At 72.1% G+C, this 19,232-nt stretch carries 13 protein-coding genes and 1 pseudogene; 5 read left to right on the top strand and 9 right to left on the bottom strand.

Annotated elements, in window-relative coordinates; translation table 11 throughout:
* Window positions 1–413: 413 nt before the first annotated feature.
* Both ACFWA7_RS15625 and ACFWA7_RS15630 read right to left on the bottom strand, forming a co-directional pair.
* On the bottom strand, window positions 414–2,051 hold the full coding sequence (locus ACFWA7_RS15625; protein ID WP_385533508.1) for an ABC-F family ATP-binding cassette domain-containing protein: 1,638 nt from the start codon (window positions 2,049–2,051) through the stop codon (window positions 414–416).
* A 109-nt stretch (window positions 2,052–2,160) separates the two neighbouring features.
* Window positions 2,161–3,177, bottom strand: a complete 1,017-nt coding sequence (locus ACFWA7_RS15630) for an oxidoreductase (protein ID WP_385823376.1) — start codon at window positions 3,175–3,177, stop codon at window positions 2,161–2,163.
* Between the two features lie 65 nt (window positions 3,178–3,242).
* Here ACFWA7_RS15630 and ACFWA7_RS15635 point away from each other — a divergent pair, with 65 nt between their 5' ends.
* The gene (locus ACFWA7_RS15635; protein ID WP_385823378.1) at window positions 3,243–4,214 is read left to right on the top strand and encodes an NAD(P)/FAD-dependent oxidoreductase; all 972 of its coding nucleotides are present in this window, start codon (window positions 3,243–3,245) and stop codon (window positions 4,212–4,214) included.
* A 9-nt stretch (window positions 4,215–4,223) separates the two neighbouring features.
* On the opposite strand, the pseudogene ACFWA7_RS15640 reads toward ACFWA7_RS15635, so the two are convergent.
* Both ACFWA7_RS15640 and ACFWA7_RS15645 read right to left on the bottom strand, forming a co-directional pair.
* Window positions 4,224–5,523: pseudogene (locus ACFWA7_RS15640) on the bottom strand (M14 family metallocarboxypeptidase).
* Window positions 5,520–7,514, bottom strand: coding sequence for a Xaa-Pro dipeptidyl-peptidase (locus ACFWA7_RS15645; RefSeq protein WP_385533498.1), 1,995 nt, complete (start codon window positions 7,512–7,514; stop codon window positions 5,520–5,522). The pseudogene ACFWA7_RS15640 and the gene ACFWA7_RS15645 overlap by 4 nt, the downstream one beginning before the upstream one ends.
* A gap of 190 nt (window positions 7,515–7,704) precedes the next feature.
* On the opposite strand from ACFWA7_RS15645, the gene ACFWA7_RS15650 reads away from it, so the two are divergent.
* A complete protein-coding gene (locus tag ACFWA7_RS15650) occupies window positions 7,705–9,198 on the top strand; it encodes a M1 family metallopeptidase (RefSeq protein ID WP_385823380.1) in 1,494 nt (497 codons plus the stop codon).
* Window positions 9,199–9,337: 139 nt separating this feature from the next.
* Complete coding sequence (locus ACFWA7_RS15655) at window positions 9,338–10,372, top strand: LacI family DNA-binding transcriptional regulator (RefSeq protein ID WP_385823382.1); 1,035 nt, start codon at window positions 9,338–9,340, stop codon at window positions 10,370–10,372.
* Window positions 10,373–10,394: 22 nt separating this feature from the next.
* Here ACFWA7_RS15655 and ACFWA7_RS15660 read toward each other — a convergent pair whose 3' ends face one another.
* The gene (locus ACFWA7_RS15660; protein WP_385533490.1) at window positions 10,395–11,252 is read right to left on the bottom strand and encodes an oxygenase MpaB family protein; all 858 of its coding nucleotides are present in this window, start codon (window positions 11,250–11,252) and stop codon (window positions 10,395–10,397) included.
* A 240-nt stretch (window positions 11,253–11,492) separates the two neighbouring features.
* On the opposite strand from ACFWA7_RS15660, the gene sph reads away from it, so the two are divergent.
* Window positions 11,493–12,482, top strand: coding sequence for a sphingomyelin phosphodiesterase (gene sph / locus ACFWA7_RS15665; RefSeq protein ID WP_385533487.1), 990 nt, complete (start codon window positions 11,493–11,495; stop codon window positions 12,480–12,482).
* 99 nt (window positions 12,483–12,581) lie between these two features.
* Window positions 12,582–13,319, top strand: coding sequence for a MerR family transcriptional regulator (locus tag ACFWA7_RS15670; RefSeq protein ID WP_385533484.1), 738 nt, complete (start codon window positions 12,582–12,584; stop codon window positions 13,317–13,319).
* An 86-nt stretch (window positions 13,320–13,405) separates the two neighbouring features.
* On the opposite strand, the gene ACFWA7_RS15675 is transcribed toward ACFWA7_RS15670, so the two are convergent.
* The 4 genes from ACFWA7_RS15675 to ACFWA7_RS15690 are packed head-to-tail and all read right to left on the bottom strand — an operon-like array spanning window position 13,406 to window position 19,159.
* Window positions 13,406–15,580, bottom strand: coding sequence for a 3-hydroxyacyl-CoA dehydrogenase NAD-binding domain-containing protein (locus tag ACFWA7_RS15675; protein ID WP_385823417.1), 2,175 nt, complete (start codon window positions 15,578–15,580; stop codon window positions 13,406–13,408).
* A 49-nt stretch (window positions 15,581–15,629) separates the two neighbouring features.
* Window positions 15,630–16,844: an acetyl-CoA C-acetyltransferase gene (locus ACFWA7_RS15680; RefSeq protein WP_385533482.1), complete on the bottom strand. Its 1,215-nt coding sequence runs from the start codon at window positions 16,842–16,844 to the stop codon at window positions 15,630–15,632.
* Between the two features lie 21 nt (window positions 16,845–16,865).
* The gene (locus ACFWA7_RS15685; RefSeq protein WP_385533479.1) at window positions 16,866–18,008 is read right to left on the bottom strand and encodes an acyl-CoA dehydrogenase family protein; all 1,143 of its coding nucleotides are present in this window, start codon (window positions 18,006–18,008) and stop codon (window positions 16,866–16,868) included.
* Complete coding sequence (locus tag ACFWA7_RS15690) at window positions 18,005–19,159, bottom strand: CaiB/BaiF CoA transferase family protein (protein WP_385533476.1); 1,155 nt, start codon at window positions 19,157–19,159, stop codon at window positions 18,005–18,007. Before ACFWA7_RS15690 ends, ACFWA7_RS15685 begins: the two co-directional genes overlap by 4 nt.
* Window positions 19,160–19,232 lie beyond the last annotated feature (73 nt).

A 19,232-nucleotide genomic window follows, 5' to 3' on the forward strand; every position in this document is an offset into this window, starting at 1 on the left:
CCACAGCCAGGTGGAGAGGGAGGGCAGGGCGCCCCGCCCCTGGCCCTCCAGGGCCCCTGGCCCGGTCGTGATCGGTTTCGCGTCGCGGCGGGTTGTGGCCCAGCCGTTGCGGGCCGCGGGCCAGGCGGACGAAGACGCGCGCCGAGACCACGAAGAGGTGGTACGCGTACAGCCACGGCGCCACGCCCCACAGCACCGCCGTCGGACGGGACGCGTCCGGGGGCGTGGTCGCGGCGGTAGACCGGGCCCCACAGGACGAGCGGGCCGATGGCCAGGGCCGCGAGCACCAGGGTGAGCGGCCACAGGACGAGCGGGCCGACGCCGCCCAGGACCAGCGTCGTCGCGCTCGGCGCGAGCGTCAGCAGATACGGGACCGGCTGGCAGAACGGGGCTCGCGGCGCTGCCCGGTCAGATCACTCCTCGGTGACCTTGCCGTCGGCGACCTCGATGCGCCGGGTGGTGTGCACCGCGTCCAGCATCCGGCGGTCGTGGGTGACCAGGAGCAGGGTGCCGGTGTACGAGTCGAGGGCGGACTCCAGCTGCTCGATCGCCGGGAGGTCGAGGTGGTTGGTCGGCTCGTCGAGGACGAGCAGGTTGACGCCCCGGCCCTGGAGCAGCGCGAGCGCCGCCCGGGTGCGCTCGCCGGGCGAGAGCGAGGCGGCGGTGCGCAGTACGTGGTCGGCCCGCAGGCCGAACTTGGCGAGGAGCGTGCGCACCTCGGCCGGCTCGGTGTCGGGGACGGCCGCGCAGAACGCGTCGAGCAGGGGCTCCTCGCCGACGAAGAGCCCCCGGGCCTGGTCGACCTCGCCGACGACGACGCCGGAGCCGAGCGTAGCCCGCCCCGCGTCGAGCGGGAGGCGGCCGAGCAGGGCGGCGAGCAGGGTGGACTTGCCCGCGCCGTTGGCGCCGGTGATCGCCACGCGGTCGGCCCAGTCGATCTGGAGGGACGCGGGGCCGAAGGTGTAGTCGCCGCGCCGGATCTCGGCCTGGCTGAGAGTGGCGACGACCGCGCCCGAGCGCGGGGCGGACGCGATCTCCATACGGAGCTCCCACTCCTTGCGGGGCTCGTCGACGACGTCCAGGCGCTCGATCATGCGCTGGGTCTGGCGGGCCTTGGAGGCCTGCTTCTCGCTGGCGTCGCTGCGGAACTTCCGGCCGAGCTTGTCGTTGTCGCCGGCCTTGCGGCGGGCGTTCTTGACGCCCTTGTCCATCCAGCCGCGCTGCATCTGGGCCCGGCCCTCCAGGGCCGAGCGCTTGTCCGCGTACTCGTCGTAGTCCTCGCGGGCGTGCCTGCGGGCGGTCTCGCGCTCCTCCAGATACGCCTCGTAGCCGCCGCCGTAGAGCGTGATCTGCTGCTGGGCGAGGTCGAGTTCGAGCACCTTGGTGACGGTACGGGTGAGGAACTCGCGGTCGTGGCTGATCACGACCGTGCCCGCGCGCAGGCCCTTGACGAAGGACTCCAGGCGCTCCAGACCGTCCAGGTCGAGGTCGTTGGTGGGCTCGTCGAGCAGGAACACGTCGTACCGCGAGAGCAGCAGCGAGGCCAGTCCCGCGCGGGCGGCCTGACCGCCGGAGAGGGCCGTCATCGGCTGGTCGAGGCCGATGGTGAGGCCGAGGGTGGCCGCCACCTCCTCGGCGCGCTCGTCCAGGTCGGCGCCGCCGAGGTCGAGCCAGCGCTCCAGGCTCTCCGCGTACGCGTCGTCGCTGCCGGGTGCTCCGTCGACCAGGGCCTGGGTGGCCGTGTCCATGGCCTCCTGGGCGGCGGCCACGCCGGTGCGGCGGGCGAGGAAGGCGCGGACGGTCTCGCCGGGGCGCCGGTCCGGCTCCTGCGGCAGGTGCCCCACGGTGGCGCCCGGCGGGGAGAGCCGCAGCTCGCCCTCCTCCGGTGTGTCGAGTCCGGCGAGCAGCCGGAGCAGGGAGGACTTCCCCGCCCCGTTCGCCCCGACGAGGCCGATGACGTCACCGGGGGCGACGACGAGGTCGAGCCCGGCGAAGAGCGTGCGGTCGCCGTGGCCGGCGGCGAGGTCCTTGGCGACGAGAGTGGCAGTCATGAGGACATAGATCCTACTGGGGTGTGCCGGCGCCGGCCGACGGGTATCGGCCGGGGCCTGGCCCTCCTGCTCGGCGGACCGGTTCCGTGCTCCGGTCCAGTGGACCGCTTCAGCGCACCACCGCGGTCGTGATCACCCCGCCCGTGGTGCGGGCCACCAGGAAGGACTCGCCGCGCAGGGCGCGCTCGTCCAGCGGGATGCGGTGCGGCCCCGGGTCGAGGACCGCGTCCAGGACTTCCTGGGTGTGGACGCGGTGCAGCCGGTCCAGGCGGTACGCGGTGAGCCGGACACGGCAGGTCGCGCCGACCGCGAGCCGGGCCTCGTCCGGGGAGGCGGAGAGGTAGGTGAGGCGGCGCTGGCCCGGCGGTGTGCGGTCCAGGGCCTGTTCCAGCTGGGCCACCAGGAGCGGGGTGATGGGGGCCAGACCCGTCACGTAGACGGGGTGCGCGTGGGCGCGTCCGAACGCGGCGCGCACCGCCGCGCGTTCGGCCTCCGGGATCGCGCGGCCGAAGGCGACCGCCCCGTAGGTGGCGAGCTCCTGCGGGATCGCGTCGGTCACGTCGTGCGCGATGTCCGCGCCGATGCCGATCGAGCGCAGGGCCGCCGCGAGCTTGCCGAGGACGGTCGCGCGGGCCCCGATCAGCAGGACCCGGCGCCGGGGCGGCTCGTCGGAGAGCAGCCGCTCCAGGGCGGCTCTGTACTCCTGGGCGCGGAAGCGGAACGGCCCTATCCCGTGGTAGCCGTTGAGTCGCAGATCCGGCACGGGCCCGGTCTGCCAGGCGAAGTCGCGCCAGATGATGTCGTCGCCCGAGCGCTCGATGACGGCGGTGACCGCGCCGCACGCCAGGTCCTCGCACTCCGGGCAGGCATAGACCACGTACCGCCCGTGGGCCAGCGGCGGTTCGGTCTCCAGGAGCAGGCTGCGCACCTGGGCGCCGAGGATGGCGGGCGGCACGTCCGCCGCGAGCGGTGAGACGGCGTCCAGGTCGGCGAGTTGGAGCAGCAGCGGCCGTCCGTCGACGACGAAGTCCATGAAGTCGCGGTGCAGTTGGGGAGAATGGGCCCCCGCGATATCGCCTGCCCGCATCGCGGGGGCGAGTCCGAAGGTCGCGTACGCGGCAGACATGTCCTGAGTATTCCCCTCCGCGGCTGATCCGAGCACGACGTCACCCATTCCGCTACCGTCCCGGCATGAGCGAACAGATGATCGTGCTGGGTGGCGGAGTCATCGGTCTGACCACGGCGGTGGTCCTGGCGGAGTCGGGCCGCCAAGTGAGCGTGTGGAGCCGGGATCCGGTCGGGGAGACGACGTCGGCGGTGGCGGGGGCGCTGTGGTGGCCGTACCGCATCGAGCCCGCCGGGCTCGTCGGCGAGTGGGCGCTCGCCTCCTTGCGGGTGTACGAGGAGATGGCCGCCGATCCCGGGCGGACCGGGGTGCGGCTCGTCGAGGGGCTGCAGTCGGGCATCCGGCTCTCCGAACTGGGGCCGTGGGCGGCCGAGGTGGACGGGCTGCGCCAGTCGGCGCAGGGGGTGCACGCCCGGATACCGCTGATCGACATGCCGGTGCACCTGGCCTGGCTGCGAGAGCGTCTGGAGGCGGCGGGCGGGACGGTGGAGAGGCGTGCGCTCGACGCTTCCCCGCACTCTCCACTCCGTTCGACCAGGGGAGGCCCCTGGTCGGACGCGCCGGTCGTGGTCAACTGCACGGGCCTGGGCGCCCGTACGCTCGTGCCCGACGCCGGGATGCGGCCGGTGCGCGGCCAGTTGGTGGTCGTCGAGAACCCCGGGGTGACCGAGTGGTACACCTCCGTCGACCACTCCTCCAGCGATACGACCTACTTCTTCCCCCAGCCCTACGGGCTGCTGCTCGGCGGCACCGCGCAGGACGACGACTGGGACCTCACCCCGGACCCGCGCGTCGCCGAGGAGATCGTGGCGCGGTGCGCCCTGGTGCGTCCGGAGATCGCCGGGGCGCGGGTGCTCGCCCACCGGGTGGGGCTGCGGCCGGTGCGGGACGCGGGGGTGCGGATCGAGGCCGAAGCCACCGCGTCCGGCGGCCTGTTGGTGCACAACTACGGGCACGGCGGCGCCGGGGTCACCGTCGCCTGGGGGTGTGCGCGGGAGGCGGCCGCACTGGCCGCCTCCCGCACTCCCCTCCGGTGAGAACCCGTCTCAGCAGCGCCGTACGGGTTCGGCCGCCGTCAGCCCGTACTGCGCACGGGCGTCGAGCAGCAGGGGCACGAGCGCCCGCAGCGGCTGGCGCAGCGGGACGAACGCGCCGTCGCCGGACCGCCTCGCCCTGATGCCGTGCAGGGCGAGCCGGTCCTTCACCTCGGCGTACTGGGCGGCGGTGAGGCGGTAGCCGCACGGGGGCTCGGCGAGGGTCTGCGCGGGGGTGGCGGGCTCGTTGTCCGCGCCCCCGACGTAGACCGGCCCCCGGTCGCGGTATCCGGCCAGCCGGGCGGCCGAGGTCGCCGCCTCGATGCCGCGCCTGCGCTCCGCCGTGAAGCTCAGCAGCCCGCGCAGTCCGCTCAGCTGGGAGACCACCCGGCGCCGGTTGTTGAGTGCCGGGTCGGTCTTCTCGGCGTCGCTCGCCGCGTCCACGCGGCTCTCGATGAGCAGGCCCACGGCGTGTTTGACGCCCGCCGTGTTGCGCAGGATCCGCTCCTGGCCGTCGCCCGCGACCTGTTTGACCGGGTCACCGGTGACGGGGTCGGTCCAGATGCCGTAGGTACCGGTGGAGAACCCGTCCGCCCGGGCGGCCTCCCGTACGTACGCGCTCGACAGCGTCCTGGCCTCCTCGTGCACCGCCGGGGCGGTGTTGAGGTTGCGCGGCCACAGGTCGAACAGGTCCCTGTCGTAGCACTTGGGCGTGGACCCGTACTCGTGCAGGTCGTAGACGACGTCGGGCTGTTCGTCGCGCAGGACCGCCGCCACGGCCCGTGCCTCGGGCGTCCGCAGGGCGATGTGGTCGCGGTTGATGTCGACGCCGTCGGCGTTGACGCGGGTGTCGGCGGCCCTGCCGTCCGGGTTGGCGGTCGGTACGACGTAGAGCGTGGTGTGCGCCAGGAGCTGCCGGGTCGCCCGGTCCTTCGCGTAGGCGAGGTCGCGGACGGTGACCAGACAGGCCTCGCGGCCGGCCGGCTCGTCGCCGTGCTGGCTGCACACCAGCAGGACCCGGTTCGCGGTGTGCCCGCTGCCGACGCGGACGAGCTGGAGCGGGCGGCCCTGCGTGGTGGTGCCGATGCGCAGGACCGAGGCTTGGCTGCTGCCCTGGGCGAGGGCCGCCAGGAAGTCCTGCTCCTCGCGCTCACCGGTCCAGCGCGCCCCGGCGCTCACCGGTCCAGCGCGCCCCGGCGCTCACCTCGAAGCCGGTACGGGGCGGGCTCGCGGTCGCCCGCGCCGGGACCGTCACCAGGGGCACGGCGAGTGCGGCTACGGTGACGCCGAGGAGCGGGGTGCGGCCTCTCATCGCGCCTCCGGGACCGGGCGGAGCAGGCGCGGGACCTCGACGCCGGCCGGGTGCGGGACCTGCGGCGCGAGGTGGTGCGGGGCGGCGGACGTGGCCCGCCGGAACGCCCCCGTACCGCCGAGGAGCGGCAGCTTCGCCGAGGTGCGGGCGAGGTCGAGGGTGAGGGTGGGGCGGCTCGCGGGCGGGTCGATGAGGTTCTTGTCGGTGCCCGCCACGATCAGCGCGAGGCGGTGGCCGGCCGGGACGACGTGGTCGGTGGCGTGCAGGTCGAGGGTGATCGTGTACGGCTTGCCCGGGGTGAGCGGCTGCCCGGTGCCGCCCGCGTAGTTGCCGAGGTCGGCCCAGCCGCGGCTGAACACGGTGTGGTCGACTGCCTTGGTGTCGGCCGAGGTCACCTTGAAGCAGGCGCTGTCCCCGGCCGTGCTCGCGCCCCAGCAGGTGCGGGTGGTGCCGGTGAGGATGCCCTCGCCGTCGCCGCCGTAGTTGCGGATGGTGTCGGGGCCCAGGTCGACCAGGACCGCCGAGAGGTGGGCGCTGGTGGTGGTCGGGGTCGCGGTGACGGTCACCTTCGAGGAGCCGGACAGCCGCAGGTCGGAGCCGAGCGGCTGGGTCACGAACCCGGCCTTCTCCGGGGTGGACCGGTCCACGGCGGCGGACCAGCCCGCCTCGTCCAGCTGGGGGTCGTCGGTGAACGTCTCGGTCGCGCCGGCGGGCGCCGGGTCCAGGGCGAGGCGGCCGACGCCGGGCGCGGAGCCGGTGACCGGGCGCAGTACGGCGTCACGGGTGCCGGCCGGGGGCCAGGTGCGGTCGGTGGACCACTGGTCGGGGTGGCGCTCGATGTCGGCCATCGGCGCGCGCTCGATGCCGTTGTCGTAGCCGAGGAGGTAGTGGTCGAACCACTTGTGGAGGGTGGGGACCCAGTCGGCGCGGCGGTAGTCGAAGGGGTCGACGTGCCCGGTCTGGGAGAGCCAGATCTTGCGCTCGACGCCGTGTGCCGCCAGCGCGTCCCACCACTGGCCGAAGTTCTTGGTCCGTACGTTCAGGTCCTGCATGCCGTGCACCACGAACACGCTCGCCTTGACGTCGCCCGCGTCGGCCACGTAGTCGCGCCCGCTCCACAGCGGCGTCCAGTCGCCGGTGCGCGGCGCCCCTTCGACCAGCTTCCGCTGTACGGCACCGCAGTGGGCCTGCGCCTGGGGGTTCTCCACCACGTTGGAGAGCCAGTCGGGCCCGGAGTCGTAGAGCGGGGCGCCCTTGGCGAAGTAGTAGTCGTACCAGGAGGATATGGCGCTGATCGGGACGATCGTCCTGAGGCCTTCGACGCCGGTGGCGGCCACGCCGTTGGCTATGGTGCCGTCCCAGCTCTTGCCGATCATTCCGGTGCGGCCGTTGGTCCAGCCCGCGCTCGCCCGCTGGCCGCCGGTCCGTGTGGTGTAGCCGCGGGCGCGGCCGTTCAGCCAGTCGACGACCGCTTTGGCGGACTGGATGTCGGAGGGTCCGCCGATGTCGACGCAGCCGTCCGAGCGATTGGTTCCGGCCAGGTCGACGCCGACGAAGGCGTAGCCGCGCGGCACGAAGTAGTTGTCGTAGAAGAGCGGCATCTGGACGACGTTGCCCTGCGGGTCATACGTCTTGAGCTGGCTCTCGTTGCCGCGCCCGCAGCAGGCGTAGTACGGCGAGGCGTCCATGATGACCGGAACCTTGCGGCCCTGGCTCGCGGGCTCGCGGGGGCGGACTATGTCGACGGCGACCCGGTCGCTTCTGCCGTCGCCGTCCTCGTCGAGCCGGGTGTCGACCCAGACGGATTCGCGTATCGCGTTCTCGTACGAGTAGACGGGCGTGCTTTCCCTGGCGCGGGCGGCCTGGGCGCCCGCCGGGGAGAGGAACAGGGCCGTCAGGGCGGCCGCGGCCGCCACTACGAGCAGGCGCGCCCAACGGGGCGACCGGAGCGATCTGAACCTTGTGCGGCTGGACCGCGCAGGAATCGGCATGGGCGGACGGTACTCCCGTCAACTCCCGTGCAAAAGGGGGCAGGCGCGGTCCAGAAGCGCTCCGGGACGATCAGGTCAACATGTCGGCGCAATGGCGATCGTGTGACAGGAGGGGCCATGGACATGACCTACCGGGCGGGCGCTGAATAGGGTCCGAAGAGATCGTTCACCCCGACGACTTGGAGCACTCGTGCACCGCAAAATCCTCGCCCCGAGCGTGCTCGCCGCGTCCCTGCTGCTGGCGATCCCGGCATCCGCGACGGACTTCGCACCGGGCGCCCCGGGTATCGGCGACCCCTACTACCCGAGCAGCGGCAATGGCGGTTACGACGTTTCCCACTACGACCTGAGACTGAAGTACCAGCCCGCCACCGACCTCCTGGAGGGCACGGCGACGATCCTGGCCACCACCACGCAGAGCCTCTCCCGTTTCAACCTCGACTTCGGGCTCGCGGTGAGCGAGATCAGGGTCAACGGAACCAAGGCGAAGTACACCAGGTCCGGCACCCAGGAGCTGGAGATCACCCCGGCCGCGCCGCTGGCCAAGGGCAAGCCGGTCTCGGTGGTGGTGAAGTACGCGGGCAAGCCGTCCGAGCTCAGCGTCGACGGGTACACGGCCTGGCACCGCACCCCGGACGGCGGTGTGGCGGCGCAGGAGCCCGACTCGGCCGTGTGGTGGTTCCCGTCCAACGACCACCCGCTGGACAAGGCCACGTACGACGTGTCGGTGCTCGTGCCCGAAGGCACCCAGGCGATCAGCAACGGCACGCTCCAGTCGCAGAGTTCCGCGCGGGGCTGGACGCGGTACAACTGGCGCTCCAACAAGCCGCAGGCCACCTATCTGACGACGCTGGCGATCGGCAGGTTCGACATCACCACCGACACCACCGCGAGCGGCCTGCCGGTCATCAACGCGTACAGCAAGGACCTCGGCGACAACGACGGCGCCGCGCGCGCCAGCATCGAGCGCACCAAGGAGGTCGCCGAGTGGCTGAGCGACCTCTACGGCCCGTACCCGTTCAACTCGGTCGGCGGCTATGTGCCGAACGTGACCACCGGCTTCGCCCTGGAGACCCAGACGCGGCCGTACTACAGCCCCAGGCAGTTCGCGAACGGCGCCAACGCCTCGGTGGTCGTCCACGAACTGGCCCACCAGTGGTACGGCGACAGCGTCTCGGTGGACGGCTGGAAGGACATCTGGAACAACGAGGGCTTCGCCCGCTACGCCCAGTGGCTCTGGTCGGAGAAGGAGGGCGAGGGCACCGCGCAGGAGCTCGCGGACTACGTGTACGCGCAGCACCCGGCCGACGACGCGTTCTGGAAGGTGAAGCCGGGCGACCCGGGCGCGGAGAACCAGTTCGACCTCGCCGTCTACGACCGGGGCGCGCTCGCCCTCCAGGCGCTGCGCAACACGGTCGGCGACCAGACCTTCTTCGCGCTCCTGAAGGGCTGGCCGACGGCCCACCAGTACGGCAACGCCAAGGTGGGCGACTTCGTGCAGTACGCCGAGAAGATCTCCGGCAAGCCGCTCGCCGGGCTCTTCGACACCTGGCTGTACCAGCCCGTCAAGCCGGCCGCCCCGGCCGCGAAGAGGGCGAAGCCGGCGGCCGGTCCGGCCGCTGCGCCGGCGGCGCAGCCGAAGTCCTGGAAGAAGATCGCGGCGACCAACGAGATCCACGGGTAACGCTCCGCTGGAGGTGCGGTGATTCGGCTGCGGGCCGTCTGTGGCTGGTCGCGCAGTTCCCCGCGCCCCTTAAGGGGCGCGGGGCTTACCTCGTACGCTATGCGTGGCACACCGCCGCCGCGTACGAGGAGCACCCCCGTTGACCGAGCCGCACCCTGGGTCCCGCCCCACACTGGAAGCCGTCGCCGCGCGCGCCGGCGTCTCGCGGGCCACGGCCTCCCGGGTCGTCAACGGCGGCGCGGGGGTGCGGCCACCGCTCGTCGACAAGGTGCGCCAGGCGGTCGAGGAGCTGGGGTACGTCCCCAACCACGCGGCCCGGACCCTGGTCACCCGCCGCACCGGCGCCGTCGCCGTGATCATCGCCGAGCCGGAGATCAGGATCTTCTCCGACCCGTTCTTCTCGCAGCAGGTCCGGGGCATCAGCAAGGAACTCACCGCGCAGGACATGCAGTTGGTGCTGCTCCTGGTGGAGGGGCCGGGCGACTACGACCGGGTCGCGCGCTATCTGGCGGGCGGCCACGTCGACGGCGCGCTCGCCTTCTCGCTGCACACCGACGACCCGCTGCCCGCGATCGCCCGCAGGACGGGGATGCCGACGGTGTACGGGGGCCGCCCGAGCTGGCCGACGGCACCGGGAGAGCGGCCCGTCCCGTACGTGGACGCCGACAACCGGGGCGGCGCCCGGGAGGCCGTACGCCATCTGCTCTCGCTCGGCCGTACCCGTATCGCCCATATCGCGGGCCCGCGCGACCAGACGTCGGCGACGGACCGGCTCGACGGGTTCCACGACGTCCTGCCCGGCGCCGATCCGGAGCTGATCGCGGACGGCGCCTTCACCGAGGAGAGCGGGGCCCGCGCGATGGCCCGGCTGCTGGAGCGACGCCCGGACCTGGACGCGGTGTTCGCCGCGAACGATCTGATGGCGTCGGGCGCCCTGCGGGTGCTGCGCGAGCGCGGGCGCCGGGTGCCCGAGGACGTGGCCCTGGTCGGCTTCGACGACATGCGCGGGGTCGCCGAGACGACCGACCCTCCGCTGACCACGGTCCGCCAGGACATAGAGGGCATGGGCCGGCTGATGGCCCGGCTGCTGCTGAGGGGCCTGGCCGAGGGCCCGGCCGACACCCCGACGTCGGTGATCACGGAGACGGCGCTGGTGCACCGGGCTTCGGCCTGAGGGAAGTGGCCGGGGGCTTCGGTCAGCGCCTGAACCGCGCCCTCGCGTCCCGGGCGAGCGGCAGGTAGCGCAGCCGCTCGGGCAGTACGGGCACGACGGCCCGCACCACGCGGCCGAACCGGCGCAGCTTCCGCTCCTGCGCGTCGGTCCACTCCAGGCCCAGCGCCTCGCGCGCGTCCGGCGGCAGGAACCCGACGGTCACGAACCGCCGGAAGCGGGCCATGGGCGGCAGGAGCACCGGCCAGAACAGCCGGAGCAGCAGCCGGACGGGCAGCGGGCCCCGGTCGGGGGCCGGGACCTTCGCGTCGACGGACACCAGCTCCTCGACGACCGCGTTCGAGGCGATCTCGGCGCCCAGCATCTTGCGGTAGTACGGCCAGAACTCCTCGATGGTCTGCGGCATGTCCCGGTCGTGGATGCCCAGGATGCGCCCCACCTGGAGCCACTCCGCGTACATCTGCCGCTCCTGGGCCTCGGCGAGGGGGCGGTTCAGATACTTCTGGGAGTGGGCGAAGACGGGGTAGCCGGTGGCGTGCACCCAGGCGTAGTTCGCCGGGGTCAGCGCGTGGTAGCGGCGGCCCCGGGTGTCGGTGCCCTGGATGGTCCGGTGCAGCCGGCGCAGCCGCCGCCCCTCCTCGACGGCCGCCTCGCCGCCGTACACCCAGAGCTGGAGGGAGCGCAGGGAGCGCTCGCCGCGCCCCCAGGGGTCGGTCCGGAACACGGAGTGCTCGTCGACCCCGGCGCCGACGGCCGGGTGCGCGACCTGGAGGGTGAGTGCGGCGGGCAGCGTGAGCAGCATCCGCACGTCGCCGGCGAGGCTCCACAGGACGCCGCCGGGCGGAGGCGGGACGGGGTCGGACGGCGTACGGCCTTCGATCATGTATCCAGATTTACCAGATGACAGATGACACAATTCCCTCTCTGTCACCCCTTGCCCGACAGAGCACCTCTGTCGTCCCGCGTCCCCTGGATGCCCTCTCGCACCGAACGTCTCCGCGCAAGATCGCCCGCTCGTAGGGCCTCGGCAAGAAATGCGCCACCGGACGGTTACCCCGAAGTAACTGTGGCTGATTTGATGTGCCCGCCAGTCCAACCCCCCACTCCACCCACGGGAGTTCCAGTGCCGCACTCCGCGCTTCGCCGTGTCCCCGGCGCGGCCCTCGCCACCGCGCTCGCCGCCGCCACGCTGGCCGCCGCCACCCCTTCGGCATCGGCCGCCACAGCTGCGGCGGACGCGCCCCGGCTCAAGGTCCTGACCTACAACACGTTCATGATGAGCACCAGTCTGTACCCGAACTGGGGCCAGGAGCACCGCGCCCAGGCGATACCCGCCGCGTCCTTCTTCCAGGGCAACGACGTCGTCGTCCTCCAGGAGGCGTTCGACAACTCCACGTCGGACGCGCTGAAGCGGAACGCCGCCGCCCAGTACCCGTACCAGACGCCGGTCGTCGGCCGGAGCAAGGACGGCTGGGACGCGACGAGCGGCTCGTACTCCTCGACCACCCCCGAGGACGGCGGCGTCGCCGTGCTCAGCAAGTGGCCGATCCTGCGCAAGGAGCAGGTGATCTTCAAGGACGCCTGCGGGGCCGACTGGTGGTCCAACAAGGGCATCGCGTACGTCGTGCTCAATGTCAACGGCGCCAAGGTGCACGTCGTCGGCACCCATCTGCAGTCCACCGACTCCGGGTGCGGTGCGGGCGAGGCCGCCAAGGACCGCTCGCTCCAGCTCAAGGCGGTCAAGTCGTTCCTCGGCGCCAAGAACATCCCGGCGAACGAGGAGGTCATGCTCGCCGGTGACCTCAACGTCGACTCGCACAGCTCCGAGTACGCCTCGATGCTCACCGACGGCGGCCTGGTCGCGGCGGACTCGCGCACCGGCCACACGTACTCGTTCGACACCGTCGACAACTCGATCGCCGCCTACCGCTACCCCGGGGAGGCGCGCGAGGACCTCGACTACGTGCTGCACTACCAGGGGCACGCGCGTCCCTCCGGCTGGAACAACAACGTCGTCAAGGAGCAGTCGGCGCCCTGGACGGTGAGCAGCTGGGGCAAGAGCTACACGTACACCAACCTCTCCGACCACTACCCGCTGGTCGCGGGCGGCTGAGCCGGCCGGGGCGGTCCGTTCCCGGGTGGGTGACAACAGTGGTGAGACAGCAATACTGTTGCGTCGCAGTCCGCGCACCCGGGGAAACGAGGCACCGCCATGGCGACGGAGACCGAGGAGCCGACCCTGACGGTCGACGAACTGGCCGCGCGGGCCGGGGTCACCGTCCGCACCATCCGTTTCTACAGCACGCGCGGCCTGCTGCCGCCGCCCGCGATCGGGCCGCGCCGCGTCGGCCACTACGGTCCGGCGCACCTGTCCCGGCTCGCGCTGATCGAGGAGTTGCAGCACCACGGGATGACGCTGGCCGCGATCGAGCGGTATCTGGAGCAGCTGCCGCCCGACCTCAGCGCGCACGACCTGGCCATCCACCGCGCCGTGGTCGCCTCCTGGGCCCCGGACGCGGCCGAGGAGGCGACCCGGGCCGAGCTGGAGCGGCGGGCCGGGCGGGCGCTGTCCGACACGGACCTCGACCGGCTGGCCGCGATGAGCGTCCTTGAGCGGACCGAGGGGAAGACCGACGCGTTCCTGGTCGACCCGGGCCTGCTCGCGCTCGGGGTGCAGCTCCTGGACGTGCCGATCGCGCACGAGACGATCCTGGCGGCGCGGACCGTACTGCTGGAACACACCCGCTCGGCCGCGCACGAGCTGACGCGGCTGTTCCGGGACGAGGTGTGGAACCCGTACCGGGAGCGGGAGTCGGACCCCGACCATGTGGCGGCGATGCGGTCGCTGTCGGCCCATATGCAGCCCATGGTGGTGCAGGCGCTGGTCACGGCGTTCCAGCGCTCGCTCAAGGAGGAGCTGCGGGCGGCGTTCCGCGCGGAAGCGGAATAGCCGGAACGAGGGGACCGAGGGGGCGAGGGGCCGGGAACGCCGTCCCCGGCCCCCCGGCCCCTCGCCCCTCGCCCCTCGCCCCTCGCTTACGCGTCGGCGAACTTCTCGTCCTTCTCCGCCTTCTCCACGAGCAGCGCGGGCGGCAGGAACCGGTCGCCGTAGCGCTCGGCCAGCTCGCGGGCGCGGGCCACGAAGCCCGGCAGACCACCCTCGTACCCGTTGATGTACTGCATCACGCCGCCCGTCCAGGCCGGGAAGCCGATGCCCATGATGGAGCCGATGTTGGCGTCGGCGACCGAGGTGAGCACGCCCTCCTCGAAGAGGCGGACGGTGTCGAGGGACTCCGCGAAGAGCATCCGCTCCTTCATGTCCTCGAAGGGGACCTCCGCGCCCGGCTTGCCGAAGTGCTCGCGCAGCCCCGGCCAGAGGCGGACGCGCTTGCCGTCGCCGTCGTACTCGTAGAAGCCCGCGCCGCCGCTGCGGCCGGTGCGGCCGAACTCGTCGACCATGCGGTCGATGACCGCGTCCGCCGGGTGGCCGGGCCAGACGCCGCCGGCCTCCTCGACCGCCCGCCGCGTCTCGTCGCGGATCTTGCGGGGCAGGGTGAGGGTCAGCTCGTCCATCAGCGAGAGCACCTTGGCGGGGTAGCCCGCCTGGCCCGCCGCCTGCTCGATCGACGCGGGCTCGACGCCCTCGCCGAGCATCGCGACGCCCTCGTTGATGAACTGGCCGATGACCCGCGAGGTGAAGAAGCCGCGCGAGTCGTTCACCACGATCGGGGTCTTCCTGATCTGGCGGACCAGGTCGAAGGCGCGGGCCAGCGCCTCCTCGCCGGTGCGCTCGCCCTTGATGATCTCGACGAGCGGCATCTTGTCGACGGGCGAGAAGAAGTGCAGCCCGATGAAGTCCTCCTGGCGCGAGACGCCCTCGGCCAGGCCGGTGATCGGCAGGGTCGAGGTGTTGGAGCAGAGCAGCGCGTCCGGCTCGACGATGTCCTGGATCTCCTGGAACACCTTGTGCTTGAGCTCGGTGCTCTCGAAGACGGCCTCGATGACCGCGTCGCAGCCCGCCAGGTCCTGCGGGGTGGCGGTGGGGGTGATCCGGGCGAGCAGCTCGTCGCGCTCGGCCTCGGTGGTGCGGCCCCGGGAGAGCGCCTTGGCGAGGAGCTTCTCGGAGTACGCCTTGCCGTTGCGCGCGGCCTCCGGCGAGACGTCCTTGAGGACGACCTCGATGCCGGCCCGGGCGCACGAGTACGCGATGCCCGCGCCCATCATGCCGGCGCCGAGGACGGCGACCTTGCGGACCGGGCGCTCCACGATGCCCTTGGGGCGGTTGGCGCCGGAGTTGACGGCCTGGAGGTCGAAGAAGAACGCCTGGATCATGTTCTTCGCGGTCTGCCCGGTGACCAGCTCGGTGAAGTAGCGGGCCTCGATGGTCAGCGCGGTCTCGAAGTCGACCTGGGAGCCCTCGACGGCGGCCGCGAGGATGTTGCGCGGGGCCGGGTAGGGGGCGCCGTTCAGCTGCTTCTTCAGGTTGGCCGGGAAGGCGGGCAGGTTGGCGGCGAACTTGGGGCTCGACGGGGTGCCGCCCGGGATCCGGTAGCCCGGGGCGTCCCAGGGCTGCTGGGACTCGGGGTGGGCGTCGATGAAGGCGCGGGCCTTGGCGAGCATCTCCTCGGGCGTCGCCGCGACCTCGTGCACCAGGCCGTTCTCAAGCGCCCGCCGCGGGGAGTACTGGGTGCCCTGGAGCAGCACCTTGAGGAGCGCGTCCGCGATGCCCATCAGCCGTACGGTACGGGTCACGCCGCCGCCCGCCGGGAGCAGGCCGAGCGTCACCTCGGGCAGGCCGATCTTGGAGCCGGGGGCGTCGAGCGCGACGCGGTGGTGGCTGGCGAGCGCGATCTCGTAACCGCCGCCGAGCGCGGCGCCGTTGATGGCGGCGACGACCGGCTTGCCCAGGGTCTCGATGCGGCGCAGCGAGTTCTTGATGGCGGTGCCGGTGTCGAAGGCCTGCTGGGCGTTCTCCGGGCCGACCTGGATCATGTCCTTGAGGTCGCCGCCCGCGAAGAAGGTCTTCTTGGCGGAGGTGTAGACGATGCCCCGGATGGAGTCCTTCTCGGCCTCGGCGCGGTCGGCGATCGCCGCGATGGAGTCCTTGAAGGCCCGGTTCATCGTGTTGGCGGACTGGTTGGGGTCGTCGAGTACGAGGGTGACGACGCCGGTCTCGTCCTGTTCCCAGCGGATGGTGGTACTCGTCGAAATAACTGCCATTGCTGCTGCTCCGTAACGGGGTTGGCCGGGAAGAGGACGGTCAGAGACGCTCGACGACGGTGGCGATGCCCATCCCGCCGCCCACGCACAGCGTGGCGAGGCCGTAGCGCTGGTCGCGGCGCTCCAGCTCGTCGACGAGCGTGCCGAGGATCATCGCGCCGGTGGCGCCCAGCGGGTGGCCCAGGGCGATGGCGCCGCCGTTGACGTTGATCTTGTCGAGCGAGAGGCCCATGTCCCGGGCGAAGCGCAGCACCACTCCGGCGAACGCCTCGTTGATCTCGACGAGGTCGATGTCGTCGATGGTGAGTCCGGCCTTGGCGAGCGCCTTGCGGGTGGCGGGGGCGGGGCCGGTGAGCATGATGGTCGGCTCGGAGCCGGAGACGGCCGCCGAGACGATACGGGCGCGCGGGGTGAGGCCGTAGCGCTCGCCGACCTCGCGCGAGCCGATGGCGACCAGGGCGGCGCCGTCGACGATGCCGGAGGAGTTGCCCGCGTGGTGGACGTGGTCGATCTTCTCCACCCAGTGGTACTTCTGGAGCGCCACCGCGTCGAAGCCGCCCATCTCACCGATGGCGGCGAACGACGGCTTCAGGGACGCGAGCGAGTCGGCGGTGGTGCCGGGGCGCATGTGCTCGTCGTGGTCGAGGACGACCAGGCCGTTGCGGTCCTTGACGGGGACGACGGACCGGGCGAAGCGGCCGTCCTTCCAGGCCTCGGCGGCCCGCTCCTGGGAGAGCGCCGCGTACTCGTCGACGTCGCGCCGCGAGAAGCCCTCGATCGTGGCGATGAGGTCGGCGCCGATGCCCTGCGGGGCGAAGTTGGTGTCGAAGTTGGTCATCGGGTCGGCGAACCAGGCGCCGCCGTCCGAAGCCATCGGCACCCGCGACATCGACTCGACGCCGCCCGCGAGCACCAGGTCCTCCCAGCCCGAACGGACCTTGGCGGCGGCCAGGTTGACCGCCTCAAGGCCCGAGGCACAGAAGCGGTTCTCCTGGACTCCGGCGACGGTGTCCGGCAGCCCGGCGGCGATCGCCGCGATCCGGGCGATGTCGGAACCCTGGTCCCCGACCGGGCCGACCACACCGAGGACGATGTCGTCGATCGCCGCCGGGTCGAGGCCGGGGAAGCGCCCGCGGATCTCGTGGATCAGCCCGACGACGAGGTCGATCGGCTTGGTGCCGTGCAGGGAGCCGTTGGCCTTGCCCCGGCCGCGCGGGGTGCGGATCGCGTCGTACACATACGCTTCGGTGCTCACTGAAAAGCCTTTCAAGGAGGGTTAGCCGAGCAGGGAACGACCGATGATCTCCTTCATGATCTCGGTGGTCCCGCCGTAGATGGTCTGGATGCGTCCGTCCGTGAAAGCCCTGGCGACGCGGTACTCGGTCATATAGCCGTAGCCGCCGTGCAGTTGCAGACAGCGGTCGGCGGCGCGCTTCTGGAGCTCGGTGGCCCACCACTTGGCCATCGAGGCGTGCACGGCGTCGAGTTCCCCGTTCGAGTGATCCACGATGCAGCGGTCGATGAACGAACGGGTGACGGCGCACTCGGTGGCCATCTCGGCGATCTCGAAACGGATGTGCTGCTTGGTGGCCAGCGGCCGCCCGAAGGCCTCGCGCTCCTTCACGTACCGCGTGGTGATCTCCAGCAGGTGCTCGGCGGCGGCGATCCCGGCGACGGCGATGGCGATGCGCTCCTGCGCCAGGTTCGTCATCAGGTGGACGAAGGCGCCGTTGAGTTCGCCGAGGAGGTTCTCCTTGGGAACCCGTACGTCGTTGAAGAACAGCTCGGCCGTGTCCTGGGACTTCTGGCCGATCTTGTCGAGGTTGCGGCCGCGCTCGAAGCCTTCCGTGCCCCGCTCGACGACCAGCAGGGAGAGCCCGTGGGCGCCGCCCTCGGGCGTGGTCCTGGCGACGACGATCACCAGGTCCGCGAGGATGCCGTTGGAGATGAAGGTCTTGGAGCCGTTGAGCAGCCAGTGGTCGCCCTTGTCCTCGGCGTGCGTGGCGATGCCCTGGAGGTCGGATCCGGCGCCGGGCTCGGTCATGGCGATCGCCGTGATCAGGGAGCCGTCGCAGAAGCCCGGCAGCCAGCGCCGCTTCTGCTCCTCGGTGGCGAGCCCGGTCAGATACGGCCCGATGATGTCGTTGTGCAGCCCGAGCGCGAGGCCCGCGGCGCCGGCCCGGGTGAACTCCTCGGCGAGGACCACGCTGTAGCGGAAGTCGGCGTTGCCGCCGCCCCCGTACTCCTCGTCCACCGCGAGCCCCAGCAGCCCCTGGCGCCCGGCGGCCGACCAGGCCTCGCGCGAGACGATGCCGTCCTTCTCCCACTGCTCGTAGTGCGGCAGGACCTCCTTGGCGAGGAAGGTGCGGACGGTCTCGCGGAAGGCGTCGTGCTCGGCGGTGAAGATCTGCCGCTTCAACGGTCGTTCTCCTCTGTGGACTTGGCGCTCCCGGCCGCGGCGAGCTCCGGCACGCCCCAGTCGCGGGCGACCTCGGCGGTGTCGGCGCCGGGCAGGGCGGGTGGACGGCGGACCGAGCCCGGGGTGGCCGAGAACCGGGGCGCGGGCGCCGGCTGGGTGAGGCCGCCGTGCTCGACGAAGGTGGCGCGGGCGGCCAGATGGGGGTGGGCGGGCGCCTCGCGGAGCGAGAGCACGGGCGCCACGCACGCGTCCGACCCCTCGAAGACGGCCGTCCACTCCTCGCGCGTACGGGTGCGGAACCGCTCGGTGATGGCGGTGCGCAGCTCGTCCCACCGGGCCAGGTCCTTACGGGCCGGGGCGACCGCGTCGAGCCCCAGGAGGCGGATGAACTCGTCGTAGAACCGCTGCTCAAGCGAGCCGACGGCCATGTACTCACCGTCGGAGGTCTCGTAGGTGCCGTAGAACGGGCAGCCGCCGTCGAGCAGGTTGGCGCCACGCCGGTCCTGCCAGCCGCCGGCCGCCAGCATGCCGTGGATCATGGTGGCGAGGTGGGCGGCGCCGTCCACGATCGCGGCGTCCACGACCTGCCCCTCCCCCGTCGTCCGGGCGTGCTGGAGGGCGGCGAGGACGCCGACGACGAGGTAGAGCGAGCCGCCCGCGTAGTCACCGACGAGGTTGGCCGGGACGGTCGGGCCCTCGTCCGGCTTGCCGATCATTCCGAGGGTGCCGGTGACGGCGATGTATGCGATGTCGTGTCCGGCGCGGGCCGCGAGCGGGCCGTCCTGGCCCCAGCCGGTCATCCGTCCGTAGACCAGCTTCGGGTTGCGGGCCAGGCACTCGCCGGGCCCGACGCCGAGTCGTTCGGCGACGCCGGGGCGGTAGCCCTCGACGAGGATGTCGGCCCGTTCGACCAGGTCGAGGACGCGGCGGGGGCCGTCCTCGGACTTCAGGTCGATCAGCACGGAGCGCTTGTTGCGGTTGGTCAGGTCGTACGCGGGGTCGACGGCCAGGCCCGCGCCGCCGGGACGGTCGACCCTGACCACATCGGCGCCGAGGTCGGCCAGGAGCATCGCGGCGAACGGGCCGGGCCCGATCCCCGCCAGCTCGACCACGCGCACCCCGGTGAGCGGGCCGTTCCCTGAACCTGTCATCGAGCCCCCAGCACTGTGACACAACTGATGTAACAGCAGTGATGCTAAGAACACGTTCCACTTCGCACAAGCC

Source organism: Streptomyces sp. NPDC059994 (assembly GCF_042737755.1).
Classification (GTDB): domain Bacteria; phylum Actinomycetota; class Actinomycetes; order Streptomycetales; family Streptomycetaceae; genus Streptomyces.